15 protein-coding genes are annotated in these 18,915 nt (G+C 53.6%); 1 reads left to right on the plus strand and 14 read right to left on the minus strand.

Annotation, left to right across the window (positions count from 1 at the left end; all coding sequences use genetic code 11):
- Positions 1-145 precede the first annotated feature (145 nt).
- The gene (locus HMPREF9412_RS16035) at positions 146-1,183 is read left to right on the plus strand and encodes an LLM class flavin-dependent oxidoreductase (RefSeq protein WP_009592702.1); all 1,038 of its coding nucleotides are present in this window, start codon (positions 146-148) and stop codon (positions 1,181-1,183) included.
- A gap of 71 nt (positions 1,184-1,254) precedes the next feature.
- Here HMPREF9412_RS16035 and HMPREF9412_RS16040 read toward each other — a convergent pair whose 3' ends face one another.
- The 14 genes from HMPREF9412_RS16040 to HMPREF9412_RS16105 form a co-directional block, all read right to left on the minus strand.
- Positions 1,255-2,013, minus strand: coding sequence for an SDR family NAD(P)-dependent oxidoreductase (locus HMPREF9412_RS16040; protein ID WP_009592689.1), 759 nt, complete (start codon positions 2,011-2,013; stop codon positions 1,255-1,257).
- Positions 2,014-2,119: 106 nt separating this feature from the next.
- Positions 2,120-2,872, minus strand: coding sequence for an SDR family NAD(P)-dependent oxidoreductase (locus HMPREF9412_RS16045; RefSeq protein ID WP_009592684.1), 753 nt, complete (start codon positions 2,870-2,872; stop codon positions 2,120-2,122).
- Between the two features lie 17 nt (positions 2,873-2,889).
- Entirely contained in the window at positions 2,890-3,321 is a 432-nt protein-coding gene (locus HMPREF9412_RS16050) for a MarR family winged helix-turn-helix transcriptional regulator (RefSeq protein WP_009592716.1), read from the minus strand.
- A 469-nt stretch (positions 3,322-3,790) separates the two neighbouring features.
- Positions 3,791-4,432, minus strand: coding sequence for a nitrite reductase (locus tag HMPREF9412_RS16055; protein WP_009592695.1), 642 nt, complete (start codon positions 4,430-4,432; stop codon positions 3,791-3,793).
- An 88-nt stretch (positions 4,433-4,520) separates the two neighbouring features.
- The gene (locus HMPREF9412_RS16060; protein WP_009592693.1) at positions 4,521-6,953 is read right to left on the minus strand and encodes a heavy metal translocating P-type ATPase; all 2,433 of its coding nucleotides are present in this window, start codon (positions 6,951-6,953) and stop codon (positions 4,521-4,523) included.
- Positions 6,954-6,989: 36 nt separating this feature from the next.
- Positions 6,990-7,190 carry a cation transporter gene (locus tag HMPREF9412_RS16065; protein WP_009592700.1) on the minus strand — a complete coding sequence of 67 codons (201 nt, stop codon included), beginning with the start codon at positions 7,188-7,190 and terminating at the stop codon, positions 6,990-6,992.
- Positions 7,191-7,475: 285 nt separating this feature from the next.
- A complete protein-coding gene (locus HMPREF9412_RS16070; protein WP_009592707.1) occupies positions 7,476-7,799 on the minus strand; it encodes a metal-sensitive transcriptional regulator in 324 nt (107 codons plus the stop codon).
- A gap of 245 nt (positions 7,800-8,044) precedes the next feature.
- A complete protein-coding gene (locus tag HMPREF9412_RS16075) occupies positions 8,045-10,123 on the minus strand; it encodes an alpha-glucuronidase family glycosyl hydrolase (RefSeq protein ID WP_009592711.1) in 2,079 nt (692 codons plus the stop codon).
- 193 nt (positions 10,124-10,316) lie between these two features.
- Positions 10,317-11,333 carry an endo-1,4-beta-xylanase gene (locus HMPREF9412_RS16080; RefSeq protein WP_009592686.1) on the minus strand — a complete coding sequence of 339 codons (1,017 nt, stop codon included), beginning with the start codon at positions 11,331-11,333 and terminating at the stop codon, positions 10,317-10,319.
- 163 nt (positions 11,334-11,496) lie between these two features.
- Complete coding sequence (locus tag HMPREF9412_RS16085; protein WP_009592709.1) at positions 11,497-12,432, minus strand: carbohydrate ABC transporter permease; 936 nt, start codon at positions 12,430-12,432, stop codon at positions 11,497-11,499.
- 52 nt (positions 12,433-12,484) lie between these two features.
- Positions 12,485-13,525: an ABC transporter permease gene (locus HMPREF9412_RS16090; RefSeq protein WP_009592715.1), complete on the minus strand. Its 1,041-nt coding sequence runs from the start codon at positions 13,523-13,525 to the stop codon at positions 12,485-12,487.
- A gap of 92 nt (positions 13,526-13,617) precedes the next feature.
- Positions 13,618-15,303, minus strand: coding sequence for an ABC transporter substrate-binding protein (locus HMPREF9412_RS16095; RefSeq protein ID WP_009592688.1), 1,686 nt, complete (start codon positions 15,301-15,303; stop codon positions 13,618-13,620).
- 235 nt (positions 15,304-15,538) lie between these two features.
- Entirely contained in the window at positions 15,539-17,281 is a 1,743-nt protein-coding gene (locus HMPREF9412_RS16100; protein WP_009592705.1) for a sensor histidine kinase, read from the minus strand.
- Positions 17,278-18,879, minus strand: coding sequence for a response regulator transcription factor (locus tag HMPREF9412_RS16105; RefSeq protein ID WP_009592703.1), 1,602 nt, complete (start codon positions 18,877-18,879; stop codon positions 17,278-17,280). Before HMPREF9412_RS16105 ends, HMPREF9412_RS16100 begins: the two co-directional genes overlap by 4 nt.
- Positions 18,880-18,915 lie beyond the last annotated feature (36 nt).

Raw genomic sequence — 18,915 nt, forward strand, 5'->3', positions numbered from 1 at the left:
TGGATTAAGTAGGTATATAATGTTCGTTATATAGAGATACCATTTTTCCGATAGATGGATTTCATGTCCGGCGTCCGTTCGACCCGGTGCCCATCTCTATATAGAATACTTACCGTGCCGTGCACGAATAAGGAGGTCATTCCGTATGACAGAAGCAAATCTTGACCATACAGCGTCCAAAACGCTTCGCGATATCCCGATTTCCATCCTCGATCTGGCGCCGATTACAGCGGGCAGCACAGCTGCACAGTCGCTGCGGAATACGCTCGATCTCGCTCAACATGCCGAGAAGTGGGGTTATAACCGCTACTGGCTTGCCGAACATCACAACATGCCGGGGATCGCCAGCTCGGCCACTTCGGTGGTCATAGGCCATGTGGCCGGGGGCACCAGCAAGATTCGCGTCGGTTCCGGCGGCATTATGCTGCCGAACCATGCTCCGCTTGTCATTGCCGAGCAGTTCGGCACCCTCGAATCCTTGTATCCCGGCCGGATTGATCTCGGTCTTGGCCGTGCGCCGGGTTCGGATCAGCTGACCTCCCGGGCGCTCCGCCGCGGCCCTGGCAGCGACGGCCAGGACTTCCCGGACCGCCTCGGCGAGCTGCGGAATTACTTCCAGCCTACCTCCGGCTCGTCCATGCGCATCCGGGCGATTCCGGGGGAAGGCCTGCATGTTCCGATCTGGCTGCTCGGCTCCAGCGGTTTCAGTGCGCAGCTGGCAGGGCAGCTGGGGCTTCCGTTCTCTTTTGCGAGCCACTTTGCTCCGGACTATCTAATGGCGGCGCTCGATCTGTACCGGACCAGCTTCCGCCCTTCATCCGAGCTGAGCCAGCCGTATGCCATGATCGGCGTGAACGTGATCTGCGCCGACACGGATGAGGAAGCGCAGCGCCTGGCTACCTCGCCGTACCAGCAGTTCCTGAACATCATCCGGGGCCGCACCGGCCAGCTGAGTCCGCCGGTGGACAGCATGGATGATCTGTGGAACCTGCAGGAACAGGCCATCGTGAAGCGCCAGCTCAGTTTTTCCGCCATCGGCAGTCCCGCAACCGTCCGCGCGCAGCTGGAGCAGTTCCAGCAGTCGACGGACGCGGACGAAATCATTGTCGCGGCCGCGATCTATGATCATCAAGCACGCCTCCGTTCATATGAGCTGCTGGCGGAAGCCGTCGGCATCAAATAAATGCCATGCCAAAAAGACCAGTCAAACCCGGAACTCCGGTGCCTGACTGGTCTTTTTTTTCAATCCGGATATTACAGCGTCAGCCCGCCATCAATCGTAACCAGCGAGCCTGTCATGTAGCTGGAGCCCGGGGAAGCCAGGAAGGCAACCACGTTTGCGATTTCGTCCGCCTCAGCCGGACGTCCCATCCGCATGTTGCCCACTTCCTCAGGCACATAGCCGCCTTCCATGAAGGACTTGGCCACCGCTGCGGTCAGCGGCGTCTGAACGCCGCCCGGGCAGATGGCGTTCACGCGAATGCCCTGCTTCACGTATTCCAACGCAGCTGCCTTGGTCAAGCCCACAACCGCGTGCTTGCTTGCCGAATATGCGGCGGCACTGTGTTCACTGCGGATGCCCGCCGTGGAAGCCGTGTTCACGATATGTCCGCTGCCCTGTTCCTTCATGACCTTCAAAACATACTTCATGCCAAGGAAAGCACCCTTCACATTCACGGACATTTGACGGTCAAATTCGTTCTCGTCGATATCGTCCAGCATGGAGAACTTCTGCACGATACCTGCATTGTTGAAGAAGAAATCGATTCGGCCGTAAGCTTCAACCGCCTTGTTCACATAGTTCTGAACATCCTCGGTTTTTGTCACATCCGCCTGCACGAAGATTCCCTCTCCGCCTTGCTCCTTAATCAAGCGCAGCGTCTCTTCGCCGGCTTCCTTGTTGAAATCCACGAGCACAACCGCGGCACCGTTCTCAGCCAATTTCAGGCTGGCGACTCTGCCGATCCCGCTGGCCGCGCCGGTAATGACAGCAATCTGTTGGTTATCGGACATGAAACAACACTCCCCTTGATGAAAATAAATATAACGTCTGACTGAGCTTGTGTCCTTATGATTCAAAACATCGAAAGCTTAGGAACAAGCCGAATGAATGTCCGGCTTACTTCGCGAAATACCCGCCGTCGATCGGCAGCTCGACGCCCGTAATGTAAGAGGACTCGTCGGATGCCAGGAACAGCACGCCGCGCGCGATATCTTCCGCTTTGCCGAGTCGTGGCAACGGCGTCTGGGATTGGAACCACTGCATCATTTTTTCGTCTTTGAAGAGATCCACGGTCATTGGCGTTTCGATGTAGCCCGGGTGTACCGAGTTGCAGCGGATGTTATGCTTCGCAAAGTCAACGGCCGTGGCTTTGGTCAGCATGCGTACCGCGCCTTTGCTTGCCGTGTAAGGACCGGCGCCGCTTCCGCCCGTCAGGCCGGCAATGGAGGAGATGTTGACGATGGAACCGCCGCCGGCTTCGATCATGTGCGGAATGACATATTTTTGGCCGAGGAATATGCTCGTAACGTTGATCGACATCGTCTTCTCCCAGCCTTCGACCGTCAAATCCATGAACGGCGTTGCATTGGAGACACCGGCATTGTTGACCAGAATGTCGATTTTGCCGAATTTTTGAACCGTTTCGTCCACGACGCGGACCCAATCTTCTTCGGAAGCAACGTTATGCTTGATCCCCAGCGCTTCGCCGCCGAGCGCTTCAATCTCAGCGACGACGTCCTTGATTTTATCCTCCTGAAGGTCCGTAATCGCTACCTTGGCCCCCTCTTGCACAAACAAAAGAGCATCAGCTTTACCCATGCCTCCAGCCGCACCCGTAATAATCGCTACTTTATTGTCTAATCTCCCCATATAAATACCTCCTAATGTTAGTCGTTGGATTGGCTGTCCATATGGGACTGCCCGATCTTAAGCTGCAAATGCTCGATCATCTTCTCGTACGAAGCGATCAAGACATCCATCTCCTGATCCGAGAAATCCGACCATAAGCCTTCATTCAATTCACGGTACTTCGCAATCATCCGGGCTTCCACCTCGCGTCCCTGCTCCGTGATCCTAAGATAGACTTGACGCCTGTCCTCGCTCGACGCTACCCGTTCAATATAACCCTTGCTTACCAGCTTGTTGCTCAAGTTGGTGACAGCCGACAGCGTAACATTCAGGGCATTGGCAAAATATGAGCTGGTCTGCTGCCCCTCATACGCCAAGGTCTGAAGCACGTAATACTGGGGGCCGGTCAAATCATTGTCCAGAATCTTGGCATAGTTCGCCACAAGCGTCATCATCTGACGGGCTACCATGTTAGATAAATGCTCCCGCTTATCCAGTTTCATCACCTCGATGCTTAACGAAGTCCCTCACTTATATATTACAAATTTAAATAGTTAAAAGCTTTTAACAATTTAAATTGTATACCCTTTCACATGGCTCGTCAACCACGATAAAATGCCCGATTTGGTGGTTATTCCCACATTCGAGCCCGATGGAGACCCGTCTATATTAATAATGATTCAGCTTCGCCAGGATGGACAAAGATGCTGCTGCACTACAAATCTGCTAAATAGAAAAAGAGCACCCGCAGGTGCTCCTGAAAGTATATCCATCGTTGCTTCGGCGTATCCCCCCGAACTATAGATGTTACCTTGAAGAATAAAGAAGATGTCATGGTGGCGCCAGCTGGACTCCGACGAATGGGCGGAACCCCAGTTTCCAGCCTCCACCCACAAAAAAAGGCACCACCCTGAGGTGATGCCTTTCGTTGTACTTAATTCATCCTGCCGTATCCATCCGCTCAGCCACCGTGGATTGGCGGAGATGATCCAGTGTCATGCGCTCAACGAAACGCGAGAACTTCTCTTTTTTCTTGCCGTGCTCCTGATAGATGGCGATCAGCTTCAAGATGATCGGAGCCAGCTGCTCCGGCGTCAAATCCGCATGCAGCTGCTTCGCCAGCGAAGCCTTCAAGCCTCTCGGCTCCCCGCCTACATAGATATCGTAGGTATTTCGCATCTTAATAACGGCAATATCCTTCAGCAGCGGCTCGCTGGTGCCAAGCGCGCAGCCTGCGTACCCGATCTTTAGCGGATTGGGTACGGGATGGTCAGCGATGGCTTCATCCAGCATCTTGGCAATATCCAATCCCGAATCCTCCGCCCCCCGGCAAAAGTTGCAGGTAATCAGGCTCTTGGAGACGAAGCCGGCGGGATGTACCTGAAGGCCGGCGGCTTCCAGCTTCGCCTTGGCTTCCTCCACCCGCTCTTCATCCATCTCCACGTACAGCTGCTTGAAGGTTGTCATCTCGATGCGGGCATCTTCGCCTACGATGGAGCCCAATACGGCCAGCTGATCCGGGCGGAACAGCGTTCCGCCCACTTCAAAGCCGGGGGTCACAGCAAATTTTTGCATGGCCAAATGTCTACACTCCCATCAAGTCACCCTAATATCGTTTTCTTGCTTGGTTACAAACCATACTGTATATAAAAGGTCTGCCTGCCTCCCGTTATACCTTCATCCGCTGCAGACGAAGGGCATTCAGCACGACCGATACGGAGCTAAGTGCCATGGCAGCCCCGGCCACCCAAGGCGCCAGCAGCCCGATGGCGGCAATCGGAATGCCGAGCGAATTGTAGCCCAAGGCCCAGAACAGGTTCTGACGGATGTTGCTCATCGTCTTGCGGCTCATGTAGATGGCGTCCGGAATGCTGTTCAGGTCGCCCTTCATCAGCGTAACGTCGGCGGCTTCCATGGCCACATCCGTGCCTGTGCCGATGGCCATGCCGATATCGGCAACCGCAAGGGCTGGCGCATCGTTAATGCCATCGCCGACCATGGCGACCTTCTTGCCCTGCTGCTGGAGTTTCTTCACTTCATCCGCTTTGCCCTCCGGCAGTACCTCGGCAAGCACATGGTCAATGCCAACCTGCTTGGCAATGGCCTGAGCCGTGCGTTCGTTGTCGCCGGTAATCATGATCACTTCAATACCCATTTGCTTCAGCCTTGCTACAGCAGCCTTAGACGTCTCCTTGATGGTATCCGCTACGGCCACAAGACCAGCATATCGGCCGTCTACCGCGGTAAGCATAGCGGTCTTACCCTCGGTTTCCAGCTCCGACATTCTGGCCAGGACCGCATCGACCGGCACGTTATGCAGTGCCATCAGCTTGCGAGTACCGACCAGAACTTCGTGTCCTTCCACGCTGGCCTGGATGCCGTAGCCTGGAATCGCCTCAAAATGCTCGGCAGTCGGAAGCTTCGTCCCTTTCGCCTCAATCCCGGCCACGATCGCTTCGGCAAGCGGATGCTCGGAGCTCTTCTCGGCAGCTCCGACCAAACGCAGGAACAGCTCCTGATCGATGTTGTCGACTTCCACATCGGTCAGCTCGGGCTTGCCTTTCGTGACCGTTCCTGTTTTGTCCAGAATAATCGCGTCGATTTTGTGCGTGGACTCCAGATGCTCCCCGCCCTTGAACAGAACGCCCAGCTCTGCAGCGCGGCCCGAACCCGCCATGATCGAGGTCGGCGTAGCCAGACCCAGCGCACACGGACAAGCAATAACCAGGATCGCAATGGCAATTTCTAACGATTGCGCGAAATTACCAGGCGTTACCCAGAAGTACCATACGAGGAAAGCAACAACCGCAATGCCGACCACGATCGGAACGAAAATGCCGGAGATGACATCGGCGACCCGCTGAATCGGGGCCTTGGAGCCCTGCGCTTCCTCAACCACCTTGATAATTTGGGCTAGAGCGGTCTCTTTGCCCACCTTCGTTGCTTCAAGCGTCAAGCGTCCGTTCTTGTTCATCGTGGCGCCAATGACGGCATCGCCGGCTTTTTTCTCAACCGGAATGCTCTCACCGGTCAGCATCGACTCGTCTACCGCCGACATGCCCTCGACGACTTTACCGTCCACCGGAATTTTCTCACCCGGCTTTACCAGTACTAAATCACCCACCAGGACCTGTTCCACCGGGATGGTCATCTCCTGACCGTCACGAACGACCAGCGCCGTTTTGGCTTGAAGACCCATCAGGGTTTTAATGGCCTCCGAGGTACGGCCTTTGGCCAGGGATTCGAACAGTTTCCCCATAATGACCAGCGTGATCAGCACCGCACTCGTTTCATAGTACATTTCAGGCCCATGGTGTGCGTTTGCTCCGGCAGCGGCCCAATCGATCGTTAAATACAGACTGTAGAAATAGGCTGCCGAGGTACCGAGTGCGACCAGAACGTCCATATTGGCGCTTTTGTTGCGGAGGGCCTTATAAGCTCCCACATAGAACTGTTTCCCGATAAAAAACTGTACCGGCGTTGCCAGGATCAGCTGGAACCAAGGGTTCATGAACAGATCCGGCATCCAGATCCAGGAGGTGAAGGAGAAATGGCTCACCATGGCCCAGAGCAGCGGCAGCGACAGAATCGCCGACAGGAGCAGCTTCCGCTTTTGCTTGGTGATGGCCTCCTTGCGGTGACCTTCCTGATCAAGCGTTTCCTGTTTGGAAACCGCCTGATACCCGAGCTTCTCCACGCGCTGTTGAATATCGCTAAGGCTGACCTCGGCGGGATTGAATTCCACCCGGGCCGTCTCCAGTGCAAAATTGACGTTGGCCTGATTCACGCCTGGCATCCGGCTAACCACTTTCTCGATTTTCGTAGCACAGGCAGCACAGTACATGCCAATCAGCTGAAGGTCCACCGTTTCCTTTGCTGTTCCGTAACCCAGCTTTTCGATTTTCTCTTCCATCTGCTGGACGGTAACCACATTCGGATCAAATGTAACCGACGCTTTTTCCAGCGCAAAATTCACATTCGCTTCCTGGACGCCCTCCATTTTGCTAAGACCCTTCTCAATCCGATTCGCACAGGCGGCACATGTCATACCCGTTAACTGCAGCGACGTTTTCTTCTGTTCCATTGTTGCTTCTGCTCCCATCTTCTCCTCACCCCTCTTCATCCTCGTGCCGTTTGGTTAAACTACGTTATATCCTTGTTCCTCGATAATTTCTTTGATTTGATCCAAATTGACTTTGCCTGCGTCATATTTCACGGAGACCGTGCCTGCCTTCAAATCCACATGTCCCTCGATGTTCTCATTCTTTAAAGCTCCTTCGATGGAATTCACGCAATGCATGCAGGACATGCCTTCTACTTTTATAGTTACCTGTTCCATAATCAATCTCTCCTTTAGGTATTGGATTTATTAGGGCTCTGTAACAGCCAAGCCCCGAAGAGTTATCAAACTCGTTGTTCTCATTTCTTGATGTTAGTATACCCCCCTACCCTATAATTAGTCAATGGGTTTTCTCATTTTTTTTGAAAAACATGGCCGCGCTATGATTAGACCCCGTAACCGTGGGGTATTTCTTCACTTCACCAAACCATTACTGCCACCTTCCAAAGGTGGCAGCTCCATGGATATTCATCGCAAACGGGTAGTCCCAGCAGGGAGCTTTCGTTACTTCATCAGCTTGTTCATGGTGGTTAACAGCTCGGTAATGACCTCATCGTCGCCTTCCTGGAGGCGCTCCACCACACAGCTCTTCATATGATGCTCGAGCAGCAATTTGCTGACGCCGTTCAAGGCCGACTGGATCGAGGAAATCTGGTTTAACACATCGTCACAGTACGTATCCTTCTCAATTAAGCCCTTCACGCCGCGGATCTGCCCTTCAATCCGGTTCAACCGGCTGATGAGATTGCTTTTCGTTTTGTCCGAATGATGGCTCTTCCGTTCACCGGTTACTGCGCATGCATCATGTACATGGTTCTCGGTTGTCATACCCATTCCCCCCTTGATCACGTTACTTCTTCTTATTCTAACCCTAGTATATCATATAGCCCCCCACCCTATAAAGCCCAGCTTATGGAATGAGATTGCGGAACATTTTGCCGTGGGGGCATGTCATCTACAGTATATGCTTGTACCCGCGATAATTTTCGGCCCATGAAAAAGGGTGCCCCATCAGGTCAGCAGCCTGATGGGGCACCCCCCTATATTTCCGAATACGGAAAACCTGGGCTCCCTTAATAAATCGTCCGCCCCTGCGCATCCGGCACGCCGGATTTGCGGTAAAAATACGTATTGATCACATCCCGCCATTGCTTGGCATGCTCGGCCTGGTCAGCTAACCGTTCGGTGACTTGGGTTAAACGCTCCAGATCGACCTTGCCTTCGAGCGATGTCCATGCTTTCAAGAGCCCGGCCGCAGCTTCCGCACCTTCGAAGTGCGTGTCATAGATATGCTGAATCACCGTTTTACCGGATTTCAGCACATGCGAGTACGGCACATGATGAAAGAACAGCAGCAGCTCTTCAGGACAATCCTCCAGCGCATCATATCGGGCCGCATTCGGCTCGAAATACTGTGCGGTGTACCCCGTGCCCGTCGCCACCGTGCGGTCCACCCCAATACCGTCCCGATCCGCGAAATGGTAGGTGCCCCACCTTGAATATTCATAACCGTCCACATCCGGTCCGTAATGCGTATGCGGCGTAATCATCCAGCCCACCCCGAGCGGCGAGGTGTAGCTTTCATAGATCGGCCACGATTGCATCAGCATGCCGCACACCACGGCGACCACCGTCTCATCATTGCCGAAGGTCAGCCTCGTCCATTCCTCCGCAATCCCTTCAGCGGACATATCCGGGTTCCAGACCAGCCGGCCGAATCCATACAGATTCGCCTGCGCCAAGGTGTGACCCGTCCAATTCTCATCATTCCCGATGTTGGAAACGGCGGCGATCCCGCTGTATTTCATGCCGTGCAGCGAACCGTCCACGATCTTCTTAACCTCGGACCCCGTTCCGTTCGCGTAGGTATCGAAATCCAGCACCTCTTTCCACTGCGGCACCAAATAGCATACGTGGCGCTGTTGTCCGGTATATTCCTGGGCGATCTGGAACTCCAGCACCTGATTGGTCTCTTTCATGCTGCCGAACAGCGGGGATACCGGCTCCCGTACTTGGAAATCCATCGGTCCGTTCTTGATCTGCAGCAGCACATTATCCTTAAACCGTCCGTCCAGCGGGGTAAAATGATCATAGGCCGCCCGCGCGCGGTCCGTGCTGCGGTCCCGCCAATCCTGCATGCAGTTGTAAACGAAGCAGCGCCAGATGACAAGCCCGCCATGCGGTTCCAGCGCTTCGGCCAGCATATTGGCGCCATCGGCGTGGTCTCTACCATAGGCGAACGGCCCCGGCCGGTGCTCCGAATCCGCCTTGACCACAAAGCCGCCGAAGTCCGGTATATGATCGTAGATCTCATCCGCCGTATCCTTCCACCACTGTCGAACCTCTTCGTTCAGCGGGTCCGACGTGGGTACGCCGCCGATATGCAGCGGAGCGGCGAAGTTTATGCTCAGGTACAGCATAATGCCATATTCCCGGAAGATATCCGCGATCTTTGCAATCGTCGGCAAATATTCCGCGGTAATGAACTTCGTCTCGATTTCATGCACATTGACGTTATTAATGGAGATGGCATTCAGGCCCACGGAAGCTAACAGACGGGCGTAGTCTCTTATGCGATCCAGATTTTCGGTGAACCGTCCGTTTTCGTAAAAAATCGAGTTGCCCGAGTATCCCCGTTCAACTGAGCCGTCGGCATTATCCCATTGATTTATCATCCGCAATCCGTTCACAGGCTGCTCGGTTACGTTCAGACCGGTCAACGTGTGGTGGGATGCCAGCAATCTCAATAAATGAAACACCCCGTATAACACGCCTTTCCCGGATCCGGCTGTCAGGATCAGCTTCTCCTGCTGCCCATGGCCAGAATGCTCCAGCCGAAAACCCTCTGCGCCCAGCCGGGCTCTCCCTGCTCCCATGGAATCTTCCCCAATTTCTCCCGTGCCCTCTTCGGCGTCTTCCGCATGAATTCGCACCTCGAGATAGGATGAAGCTTTAGCCTCGGATGTGATGGACGGTACGACGCCGAGCATGGATCGACATGCATTCCTCAGTTCCTGGATCGCAGCGTTAGCCACCCGCGACTGCTGCAGATCCGCAACCACGGTGCCTAACAGCCGGCTGTACACGGCAGCAAGCTCCCGGTCCTTAATGGGCGCATACTGCAGCCACGCTTGATATAAAGTGCTGTTCAACGTAATTTCCCCCTTCTTGGGCCAAGGTTAACGTTTCTCCCCAGCATCTCACTGTTTTCGACTCCTGCTTCCTTAAGGACTAACATGCAGACGCCGGCCACAAGGACCGGCTAGATGACAAGCTGATGGCGCCTTCAGCCGCCTATATTATCGCTGTCGTTATCTAAAATGATGGGTTCAACCCCTAAAATCCTTACACTTTGACCATACGCTCCACCAAGCGATGAAACGCCGGTTTCGGCTGATGCCGCTCATCGAACAGGAAGGGCCAATTCTTCCGCCCCCGTACCGGGAAATTGTCCAGCCAGGTGTAATCGTCGGCAGCACCCCAGAAGGTCACGGACGTAATATAATCCCGGTATTCCTTCAATATGCCGAACATCGCCTCATACCGCTTCGCTTGAGCCTCCAGCAGCTCCTCCGGCGCCTCGGTCAGATCCTTCCGCCTGTCGTCGAACCGGAACATCGACACATCAAGCTCCGTGAGTTGAAGCTGCAGGCCGAGCGACGCGTACTTCTCGATCGCCGCCCGGATATCGTCAAGATCCGGATCGTACAGATTCCAGTGGGCCTGCAAGCCAACGCCGTGAACAGGATTTCCTTGATCCAGCAAAGACTTGACCAGCGTGTAGATTTTGTCCCTTTTATTCGGATGGGACTCATTGTAATCGTTATAGAACAAGAGGGCTGACGGATCGGCTTCATGCGCATACTCGAATGCCTTGGAGATAAAGTCGGGGCCCGCAATGTCCAGCCATTTGGACGGACGAAGAAGTTCGGCGCCTTCATCGGCGATTACCTCATTCACGACGTCCCAGGCGTAAATATCACCCTTGTACCGCTTCACGACCGTGTCGGTATGCGACTTTAGCCGTTCGTACAGCGTGGCTTTATCCACCAGGCCCCCGTTCTTGTCCTCGAACAGCCAGTCGGTCGTTTGGTTATGCCATACCAGCGTATGGCCGCGCATCTTCATGCCATGCTTGCGGGCGAAATCGGCAAGCCGGTCCGCCTCCTCGAACGTGTACGTATCCTCTGCCGGGTGCACGCTGACAAACTTCATTTCATTTTCCGCCGTAATGCTGTTGAAATGGTACGCTAGCAATTCCTCCTGCGTTTCGATCGTCCTCGGATTCACGGCCGCTCCGATGAGAAAGTCATCCGCGAACATTTCCTTAAGCCTGGGTTCACTTCGCTGCGTGTTGGACATATCCAATCCCTCCTTAGAATTAAAGATAATAGCAAGATTGCTGGTTGATGATCATGATGCCACCGGCATCCGTTGGTCGACGGACATCCAGACATGCCGCGGACCACGCACCGTGCGCTCCAGGGAACAGTGCGCACGGCGTATCTTTAGCGGTTCCCGCAGCTTAACCTTTCACCCCGCCAAGGGTCATCCCTTGCACGAAATATTTCTGCAGGAACGGGTATACCAGAATGATCGGCACGCTGGCCACAATAGTCATCGTTGCCCGAATGGAGGTCGGCGTGACCTGATTCGCGCCGCTTTCCGAGCTTGCAAACTGGCTTGCATAATCGTTGCCCGAATTCAGCGAGGAGTTCGAATTCTGGAGTATTTTCATCAGCTCGTATTGCAGGGTGCTAAGCTCGCCGTACGAGGAGTTGTACAAGAATACGTCGAACCAGGAGTTCCATTGGGATACCGCCGTAAACAGCGATACCGTGGCAAGCACGGGCACGCACAGCGGAAGCACGATTTTCAGGAAGGTCGTGAATTCGCCGGCGCCGTCGATCCGGGCCGATTCCAGGATCCCCTCAGGCAATCCCTCGATGAAGGAGCGGATGACGATGACGTTGAATACGCCGATCAGGCCCGGAATGATGTATACCGAGAAGGTACCCAGCATGCCCAATTCGCGAATCAGCAGGAAGTTCGGAATCAAACCGCCGCTGAAATACATGGTCAAAATGAAGGCGATCGACACGAATTTGCGCAGCACGTACTCCGGACGGCTGATCGTGTAGGCCACCATGGCACAGCAGAATACGGAAGTGATCGTGCCGATCAGCGTACGCAGAACCGAGATGAAGGTAGCGTGGAATATCGTGGCTTCGTTAAATACATATTTATAATTCTCCCACGTGAAATCCCGCGGCCATAAATATATGCCGCCTTTCACCGAATCCGTCGCATTGTTGAAGGAAACCGCGAGCGTATTGATGAACGGGTACAGCGTGACAATCATGAGACAGATCATGAAGATTATATTAAAGGTATCGAATAACCGGTCCGCGGGAGACTTGAACCGGGCATGGGCTCGCGGTGCATCTGAAATCTTCGCCATATGAATCCTCCTGTACGTTTTCTGATAGAGAACGGTTCTCGCAAGCTTTCGCTTAGAACAATCGGTCTTCGCCCAGTCTCTTCGCGATATGGTTAGCCGTGAACAAGAGTATGAAGCTGACGACCGTCTTGAACATACCGGCTGCAATCGAGAGCGAGAAGTTGCCCATCTGAATACCGTATTTCAGCACGAAAATATCCAGGTTCTCGGAATAATCCACGTTCATGCCGTTGCCAAGCAAGTATTGCGGTTCAAAACCGGATTCGAGCAGGTTGCCGATATTCATGATCAGCAGGATGATGAATACCGGTTTCAGACCCGGCAAGGTGATGTTCCAGATCCGTTGAAAGCGCCCGGCGCCATCGATTTCCGCCGCCTCGTACTGCGAGGGATCGATCATCGTCATGGCCGCCAAATATATAATGGTGTTCCAGCCGACATTCTTCCATACTTCCGAAACACCGAGTATTCCCCAGAAATATTCCCCTTCCCCAAGCCATAGGATCGGTTCCTTAATAATCCCGAACCACATGAGGAGTTCATTGATAATCCCGCCGTCTGCGGACAAGGCCGTCGAAATAATGCTCGCAGCCACAACCCAAGAGATGAAATGGGGCAAATAACTGATCGTCTGCACGACCCGTTTGAACATCAAATTACGCAGTTCATTGAGCAGGATCGCTAACACAATCGCCGTGACAAAACCTAAGACAAGGTTGATAAAACTCATGGCGAGCGTGTTGCGCATGACCCGGAGGAAGTGTTCGTCCTGAAACAGGAAGGTAAAATGCTGCAGGCCTACCCATTCCTGATCGAATATCTTCTTCGCCGGTTTAAAATCCTGAAACGCGATGGTCCAGCCCCACAGCGGCAGGTACTTAAAGACAAACAACCATATCAAAAAAGGAATCGACATGAAGACAAGCGCCTTCTGCTGCAGCAGCTTCCGGAAGAAGCTCTTTTCGCCTGATGGCCGTCTATGATTCAAACCAGTATCGTTCTTTCGTTGTTTATTGAAGAAACCTTTCGATACCGCCGGCGTTTCACTTAGCGCCGTGGTCTCTGCAGGTCCAATCGGGTTCGCCTTATCCACGGTTTCTTCTCCTTCCTATCCAGGCCCTAGAAGAGGAGGGACGGATCTCGGCCATTTCGGCGGTCCGCCCTTGTTCGCCTCTCCTTCATCTATTATTGTCCTTGGGCATTTGCGATTTTCTTGGCTACTTCCTCGGTGATCAGATCCTCGTATCCCTTCACGTCCAGCTTGCCGAACTCGCCCACGTATTCGTTCCAGATGCCGTCAAACTCCGCAGGGCTGGCAAGAACCAGTTTCGGGAAGTATTTGCGCTGCAAATCGCTTTTCTTCTGCGTGAAGATTTGGGCCGGCGAGCCCTGATCGATCGGAATGCTCCAAGCCGGGTACCATGGACGGTCGTCCGGTGCCGCAAACAATTGCGAGAAGGAATCGATGTCGTATGCTTCAAGCAATGTCTTGTCCGGTTCGGAGTAGGACATTTTGGCAACCTCAGGCTGGCGTCCCGCACCCACGGAATTACCGTCAGGAAGCGTAGAACCGTTGCCGTAACGAGGCCAGTTGTATTCAAAGTACTTGAAGCCGAACGACTCGCGGAAGGCTTCCGTATTGGTCTGTGCAATCTGCTCTTCCGTACGGTAGAAGCGGCCTTTCTCATCTACGGAATACGTCTCGTCCTTGATGCCCCAGTTCGAGAGAATCTGGTTCTCGTCCGTCAGCAGGTTGTTGAAATACTTCACAATGCGTTCCGGATCCTTCGCGCTGACGGAGATTCCTACGCCGCGGTTGTTTACAAAGGATGGCGGATCCAGATACTGATCCTTGGTATTCTCATCGTAAACGATCGGCAGCGCCATGTATTCGAGATCGTCGTTACCCGATTTATTGGCTGTTTCGCGCAGATTGTTCATCGCTTGGCCTACCTGCCATCGATAATCGAAGAAGCCGAGCACCTTACCGGAAGTCAGTTTGGCAAGGTATTGATCATAGTTGTCCACGAAAGAGGATTTATCGAACAGGCCTTCCGCATTCAGCTTGTTCAGCTCTTGCAGGTACCGCTTCGTAATGTCGTCGTCCGCGTAATCATTCGCTACGTGAGTCTCCATGTCGATGATGATGCCGCCATCGTTCGGATAGCCGGCCAAGTGCATCGGGGCATTGGTCAGAGCAAAAAATTTATCCTGCGTCGTCAGCGCCAGATATCCGGTCAAGCCTTCCTCCGGATGTTTCTTCACGTAGTCGCGAATCAGGGCCAGGTACTCGTCGAAGGTCTTGATTTTCGGATAACCCGCTTCCTTCAGGACGCGACGTTGGATCCAGAATGCTCCTTGCTCGATATTGGGAGCCGACGTGTACTCTCCTACAACCGCGCTCAGCGGCAGGAAGTAGATGTTGCCGTCCTCGGCTTTCATCAGGTTGTAATAAGGCTCGTACACCCGCTTGATGTTAGGGCCGTACTTATCGATCAGGTCATTGAGCGGAATGAAGGCGCCCGCCCCGACCAGCTTATCGATCGAGCTCCCCGGCACAATCACATCGGGATAGTCGTTACTGGCAATGAAGGTTCCCACCTTGGTGTTCTCGTCTCCTACCAAATGCTCCATTTTAAAATTCACGCCGGTTTGGTCTTCGAAAATTTTACCGATGGTAGTTTCGTTCGTATTTTTGTCTTTACCGGCTGCCGCGTTGAAATAGGTGAAGGTGACCTTCTCTTCTTTCTTCTCGCCTTCGCCGCCGGCTGCCGGTGTATTATCCGCTGCCTCTTTACTGCCGCCGCACGCTGCCAGAAGCGATACCATCATAACCACGGTCAGACAGCTCAGCCAAAATTTCTTGTTCATGCTCTTGACCTACCCCTTTCGGTCTCGTTAATTTGTAAGCACTTTCATTATAAGAGAGCTCTGTAGCGATTTTCACCCGTCAATCTTTAGGTGATACTTTGAAAACTATAGAACCGTATCCTTTGCCGTGAAAAATGGCAGCTCCGCAGCCTTCTCCCCTGCACTTCCGCCGACTAACGAACAAATCCTGCTAGGGTCACTCCGATTCGGAATGCCGCAGCAGGATTTGCCGTCCTTATGTTTCAATGGGAATGGACAGTTTGACCCGTGTGCCCTGTCCAGGCGAGCTGTCAATTTCAAACCGGAACCGGCTGCCGTAGTACAGCTTTAACCGGTAAATCACATTCTGAATGCCGATCCGCTCTCCCATCTCGTCCTCGGTCTCGAGATAACGGTAGATGCGTTCCACCTTCTCCGCGGGCATGCCTGCCCCGTTATCCTGAATGGTACAGATCAGGGATTGGCCCTCGCGCACAACCCGAACTTCAATGCGCCCCCCGTGCTTGAGCGGCTCGATGCCGTGAATGCTGGCATTCTCCACAAACGTGACGATGGCCATTTTCGGTATTTGCAGGTGGCCCTCTTCGGCTGGAGCATGAACCGAATAATCGATTTTGTCGCCAAACCGGTATTTCTGGATTTCAAGGAAACAATGGATGAACTCCACTTCCTCCTTGAGCGTCACCATGTCTTTTTTCCAAACGAGCGAATTGCGGAAGATCTTCGCCATATTATGAATGATCCTAGCCGTCTCATCCTCATCCTTCATCAGGCTGCGCATGCGGATCGTCTCCAGGGCATTAAAGAGGAAGTGCGGATTAATCTGGCTCTGCAGCGCATTCAATTGCGCGTGCCGCCGCTGCAGCTCCAAATTCTTCTTCTGGATATCCGCCACGTACACGTCATTGATCAGGCTCTTGAGTTGCAAGGTCATCCGGTTGAATTCACCCGTCAGCTGACCGATCTCGTCACGTGCCTCAGCCTCTTGGATGGTGTCGTAATTCTGGTTCTTGACCTTCTTCATATGTTTGAGAATCCGTACAAGTCGTACGTTAAGGGAACGGCTGATCCAAACAATCACCAGGCTCGGAAGCAGAAAATTCAGGCAGGTCAGCACAATGACGAACCGCAAGGACTGATGCACGTCGCGCAGCACCACATCCTCCGGCGTCACCGCCATGATCGTCCAGGTGTTCAGATTGTTGGTCGTGAACGTATCGGTATGAAACTCCAGAAACCTGTCGCCATGCGCGATGCTGCTGTACGGTACAGCGCCCTGCGTGACATCGACCTTCGGGTCTGTAGTATATTCAATATTCCCTGCCCCGCTCAGCAGATACACTTTGCCCTGCACATTCAGATTGCTCATGATCTGCCGGATCGAAGGCATCCGCATATCGATCTTGAGATACTTCGTGTGGTCATCCTGGGAGCTGAAATAATTCATGCTTCGGATGATGCTGAAGCTGTCCAATTGGCCGTTCTCGCCCGTACGCATCACGATCGGCTGGGTTACGTTCTTGCCCGCGATCGCCTTGTACCAAGCCTCTTCCTTCACCTGGCCATCGATATAATTGATGCCGCCGGAATACAGCAGGGTCGGATTGTCGACATACACCGTAATTTCGCTGACCGAATTGTATACGGCGCTGCCCGAATTCAATATGCGGCGGAGATAAGTATCATAAGCCTCGATATAATCGGCTGGATGATCGTACACCGTTTCTACGATCTCGTTCAATTGAACGTCCGTGTAGAAGACCGAGGAGATCTCCAAGGCGTCCTCGACTTCACGGCGGAACTCGTTCTTCATCTGTTCAAGCGCTACGGTAATATCCTGGATCCGCTGCTCCCTTACGCTGCCGGACGTCACATTGTAGAAGATGAGGTTGGTAATCAGGATCGGCAAAAAGACGGCCAGGAAATAAAGCAGCAGCATCTTGTCCCGCAGACGGACATTATTCAGGCTCGGCTTCATGCATTCGTCCCTTCGGACGCGGCCTCCTTCATCAAGCGGTTCCGGTACTCGCTTGGCGTCATCCGCTCAATCTTCTCGAATTGCGTCACGAAATAGTCCGGATTGCCGAAGCCGACCCGCTCCGCCACCTCATAGATGCGCAGATCCGTCTGGCGCAGCAATCGCTTGGCTTCGTTCACGCGCAGCTGGAGCAAAAAATCATTAAAATACATGCCGTACGCTTTTTTGAACAGCTGACCCAGGTAAACCGGGTTCATGTAAAACTTCCCGGCAATGCCCTTCAGACTGATATTCTCATGATAATGGGCCTCAATATAAGCCCGGATCTTCTGGATTCCGCCCTTGTGCTGTTCCTTGCGAAGCTGCCCGATATAGTTCGCGCTCTCAATCGCAAAATCCGTGAACAACCGCTTCAGCCCCTGAAGCGACAAGTTGCGGTCATGCCACTCGGTCATCGGCTCGAGACTGGACAGCCGGCTTTGATCCCCGTCCATGCTGCTGAGCACACGGACCACGCCCAGCACGCATTGGTTGATCGCCGTCTTCACCGCTTCGGGAGCATGCAGCTTCTCCTGGAAGGATTCGAACAGCGAACGAATCGTCTCCTCCAGCTTCTCGAAATGCAGCTCCTCGATCTGCTCCAGCAGCTGCTGGTAAAGGCGATCCTCCAGCCCGATGTATTGCAGATCATGCACCGCGGCTTCTTCATGGATCACGATGCCGCTCTCATCATAGATGTACTTGTATAGGAGCGATTGCTTGGCCGTTTCGTAGGCATCCTGGACGAGGGACAGACGTGAAACCGGCCGGCCAAAATAGACGAAGATTCTTTCGTGCTTCGAATCGGCGAGCGATTGCTGAAGGCGCCTAGCAAATCCACGCTGACAACCCTGGAATGATTGCAGGATGCTTCCCGGAACGATGATGCCGATGCGGTTGCGGTGCTCATGCAGATAGAAGGGCTGTTCTCCATTCGAGATCGCAAGAAGGGCTGTTTCCACCCTGTCCTTGAAGTCGCCCCCGTCATTGTCGTTAGCCGAAGCCGGCGGATGGTCATTCCGTTCGACAAAGACATAGAACAGACGGTCTTCCGGCCGGAGCTCAAGACGCCGCTCCCATTCCTGCAGCAGACTCTCATCCGCCTCCCCTATAATGAGCGATTCCATCAAGGCGCCCGACAACAGCTTCTCTTCCCGCGAGCGTGCCTCGCGGTCCGACTCCAGCCTTTCGCTGAGCCGGACCAGCGCCTGACTGAATTCCGTCTCGTCAATCGGTTTCAGAATGAAATCATGCACCCCGTAACGGACAGCCTGCTGGGCATAGTTGAAGTCATCGTATCCGCTTACAATAATGAAATACGGCTTCACGATATCGTCCGTGACGACGCGTCTGATCAGCTCGAGTCCATCCAGCACCGGCATGCGGATATCGGTGATGACCACATCCGGCCGAAGCCGTTCAATCAGTTCCAGCGCGTCTTCCCCGTTATCCGCCTCATCCACAATGTGAAAGCCGCAGGCTTCCCAATCAATCAGCTTCAGGAGCCCTTTGCGCGTAAACACCTCGTCATCCACCAATATCGCCCGGTTCCCTTGCACGGTATGTCCCCCTCGCCTTTTCGCGCACATCTGCCT

Source organism: Paenibacillus sp. HGF5, assembly GCF_000204455.1.
GTDB classification, from domain to species: Bacteria; Bacillota; Bacilli; order Paenibacillales; family Paenibacillaceae; genus Paenibacillus_AQ; species Paenibacillus_AQ lautus_A.

What these genes read in the sequence shown, in the direction of transcription:
- HMPREF9412_RS16035 (WP_009592702.1), top strand. Translation starts at nt 146, where the DNA reads ATGACAGAAGCAAATCTTGACCATACAGCGTCCAAAACGCTTCGCGAT.
- HMPREF9412_RS16040 (WP_009592689.1), bottom strand. Translation starts at nt 2,013, where the DNA reads ATGTCCGATAACCAACAGATTGCTGTCATTACCGGCGCGGCCAGCGGG.
- HMPREF9412_RS16045 (WP_009592684.1), bottom strand. Translation starts at nt 2,872, where the DNA reads ATGGGGAGATTAGACAATAAAGTAGCGATTATTACGGGTGCGGCTGGA.
- HMPREF9412_RS16050 (WP_009592716.1), bottom strand. Translation starts at nt 3,321, where the DNA reads ATGGTAGCCCGTCAGATGATGACGCTTGTGGCGAACTATGCCAAGATT.
- HMPREF9412_RS16060 (WP_009592693.1), bottom strand. Translation starts at nt 6,953, where the DNA reads ATGGGAGCAGAAGCAACAATGGAACAGAAGAAAACGTCGCTGCAGTTA.
- HMPREF9412_RS16065 (WP_009592700.1), bottom strand. Translation starts at nt 7,190, where the DNA reads ATGGAACAGGTAACTATAAAAGTAGAAGGCATGTCCTGCATGCATTGC.
- HMPREF9412_RS16070 (WP_009592707.1), bottom strand. Translation starts at nt 7,799, where the DNA reads ATGACAACCGAGAACCATGTACATGATGCATGCGCAGTAACCGGTGAA.
- HMPREF9412_RS16080 (WP_009592686.1), bottom strand. Translation starts at nt 11,333, where the DNA reads ATGTCCAACACGCAGCGAAGTGAACCCAGGCTTAAGGAAATGTTCGCG.
- HMPREF9412_RS16085 (WP_009592709.1), bottom strand. Translation starts at nt 12,432, where the DNA reads ATGGCGAAGATTTCAGATGCACCGCGAGCCCATGCCCGGTTCAAGTCT.
- HMPREF9412_RS16095 (WP_009592688.1), bottom strand. Translation starts at nt 15,303, where the DNA reads ATGAACAAGAAATTTTGGCTGAGCTGTCTGACCGTGGTTATGATGGTA.
- HMPREF9412_RS16100 (WP_009592705.1), bottom strand. Translation starts at nt 17,281, where the DNA reads ATGAAGCCGAGCCTGAATAATGTCCGTCTGCGGGACAAGATGCTGCTG.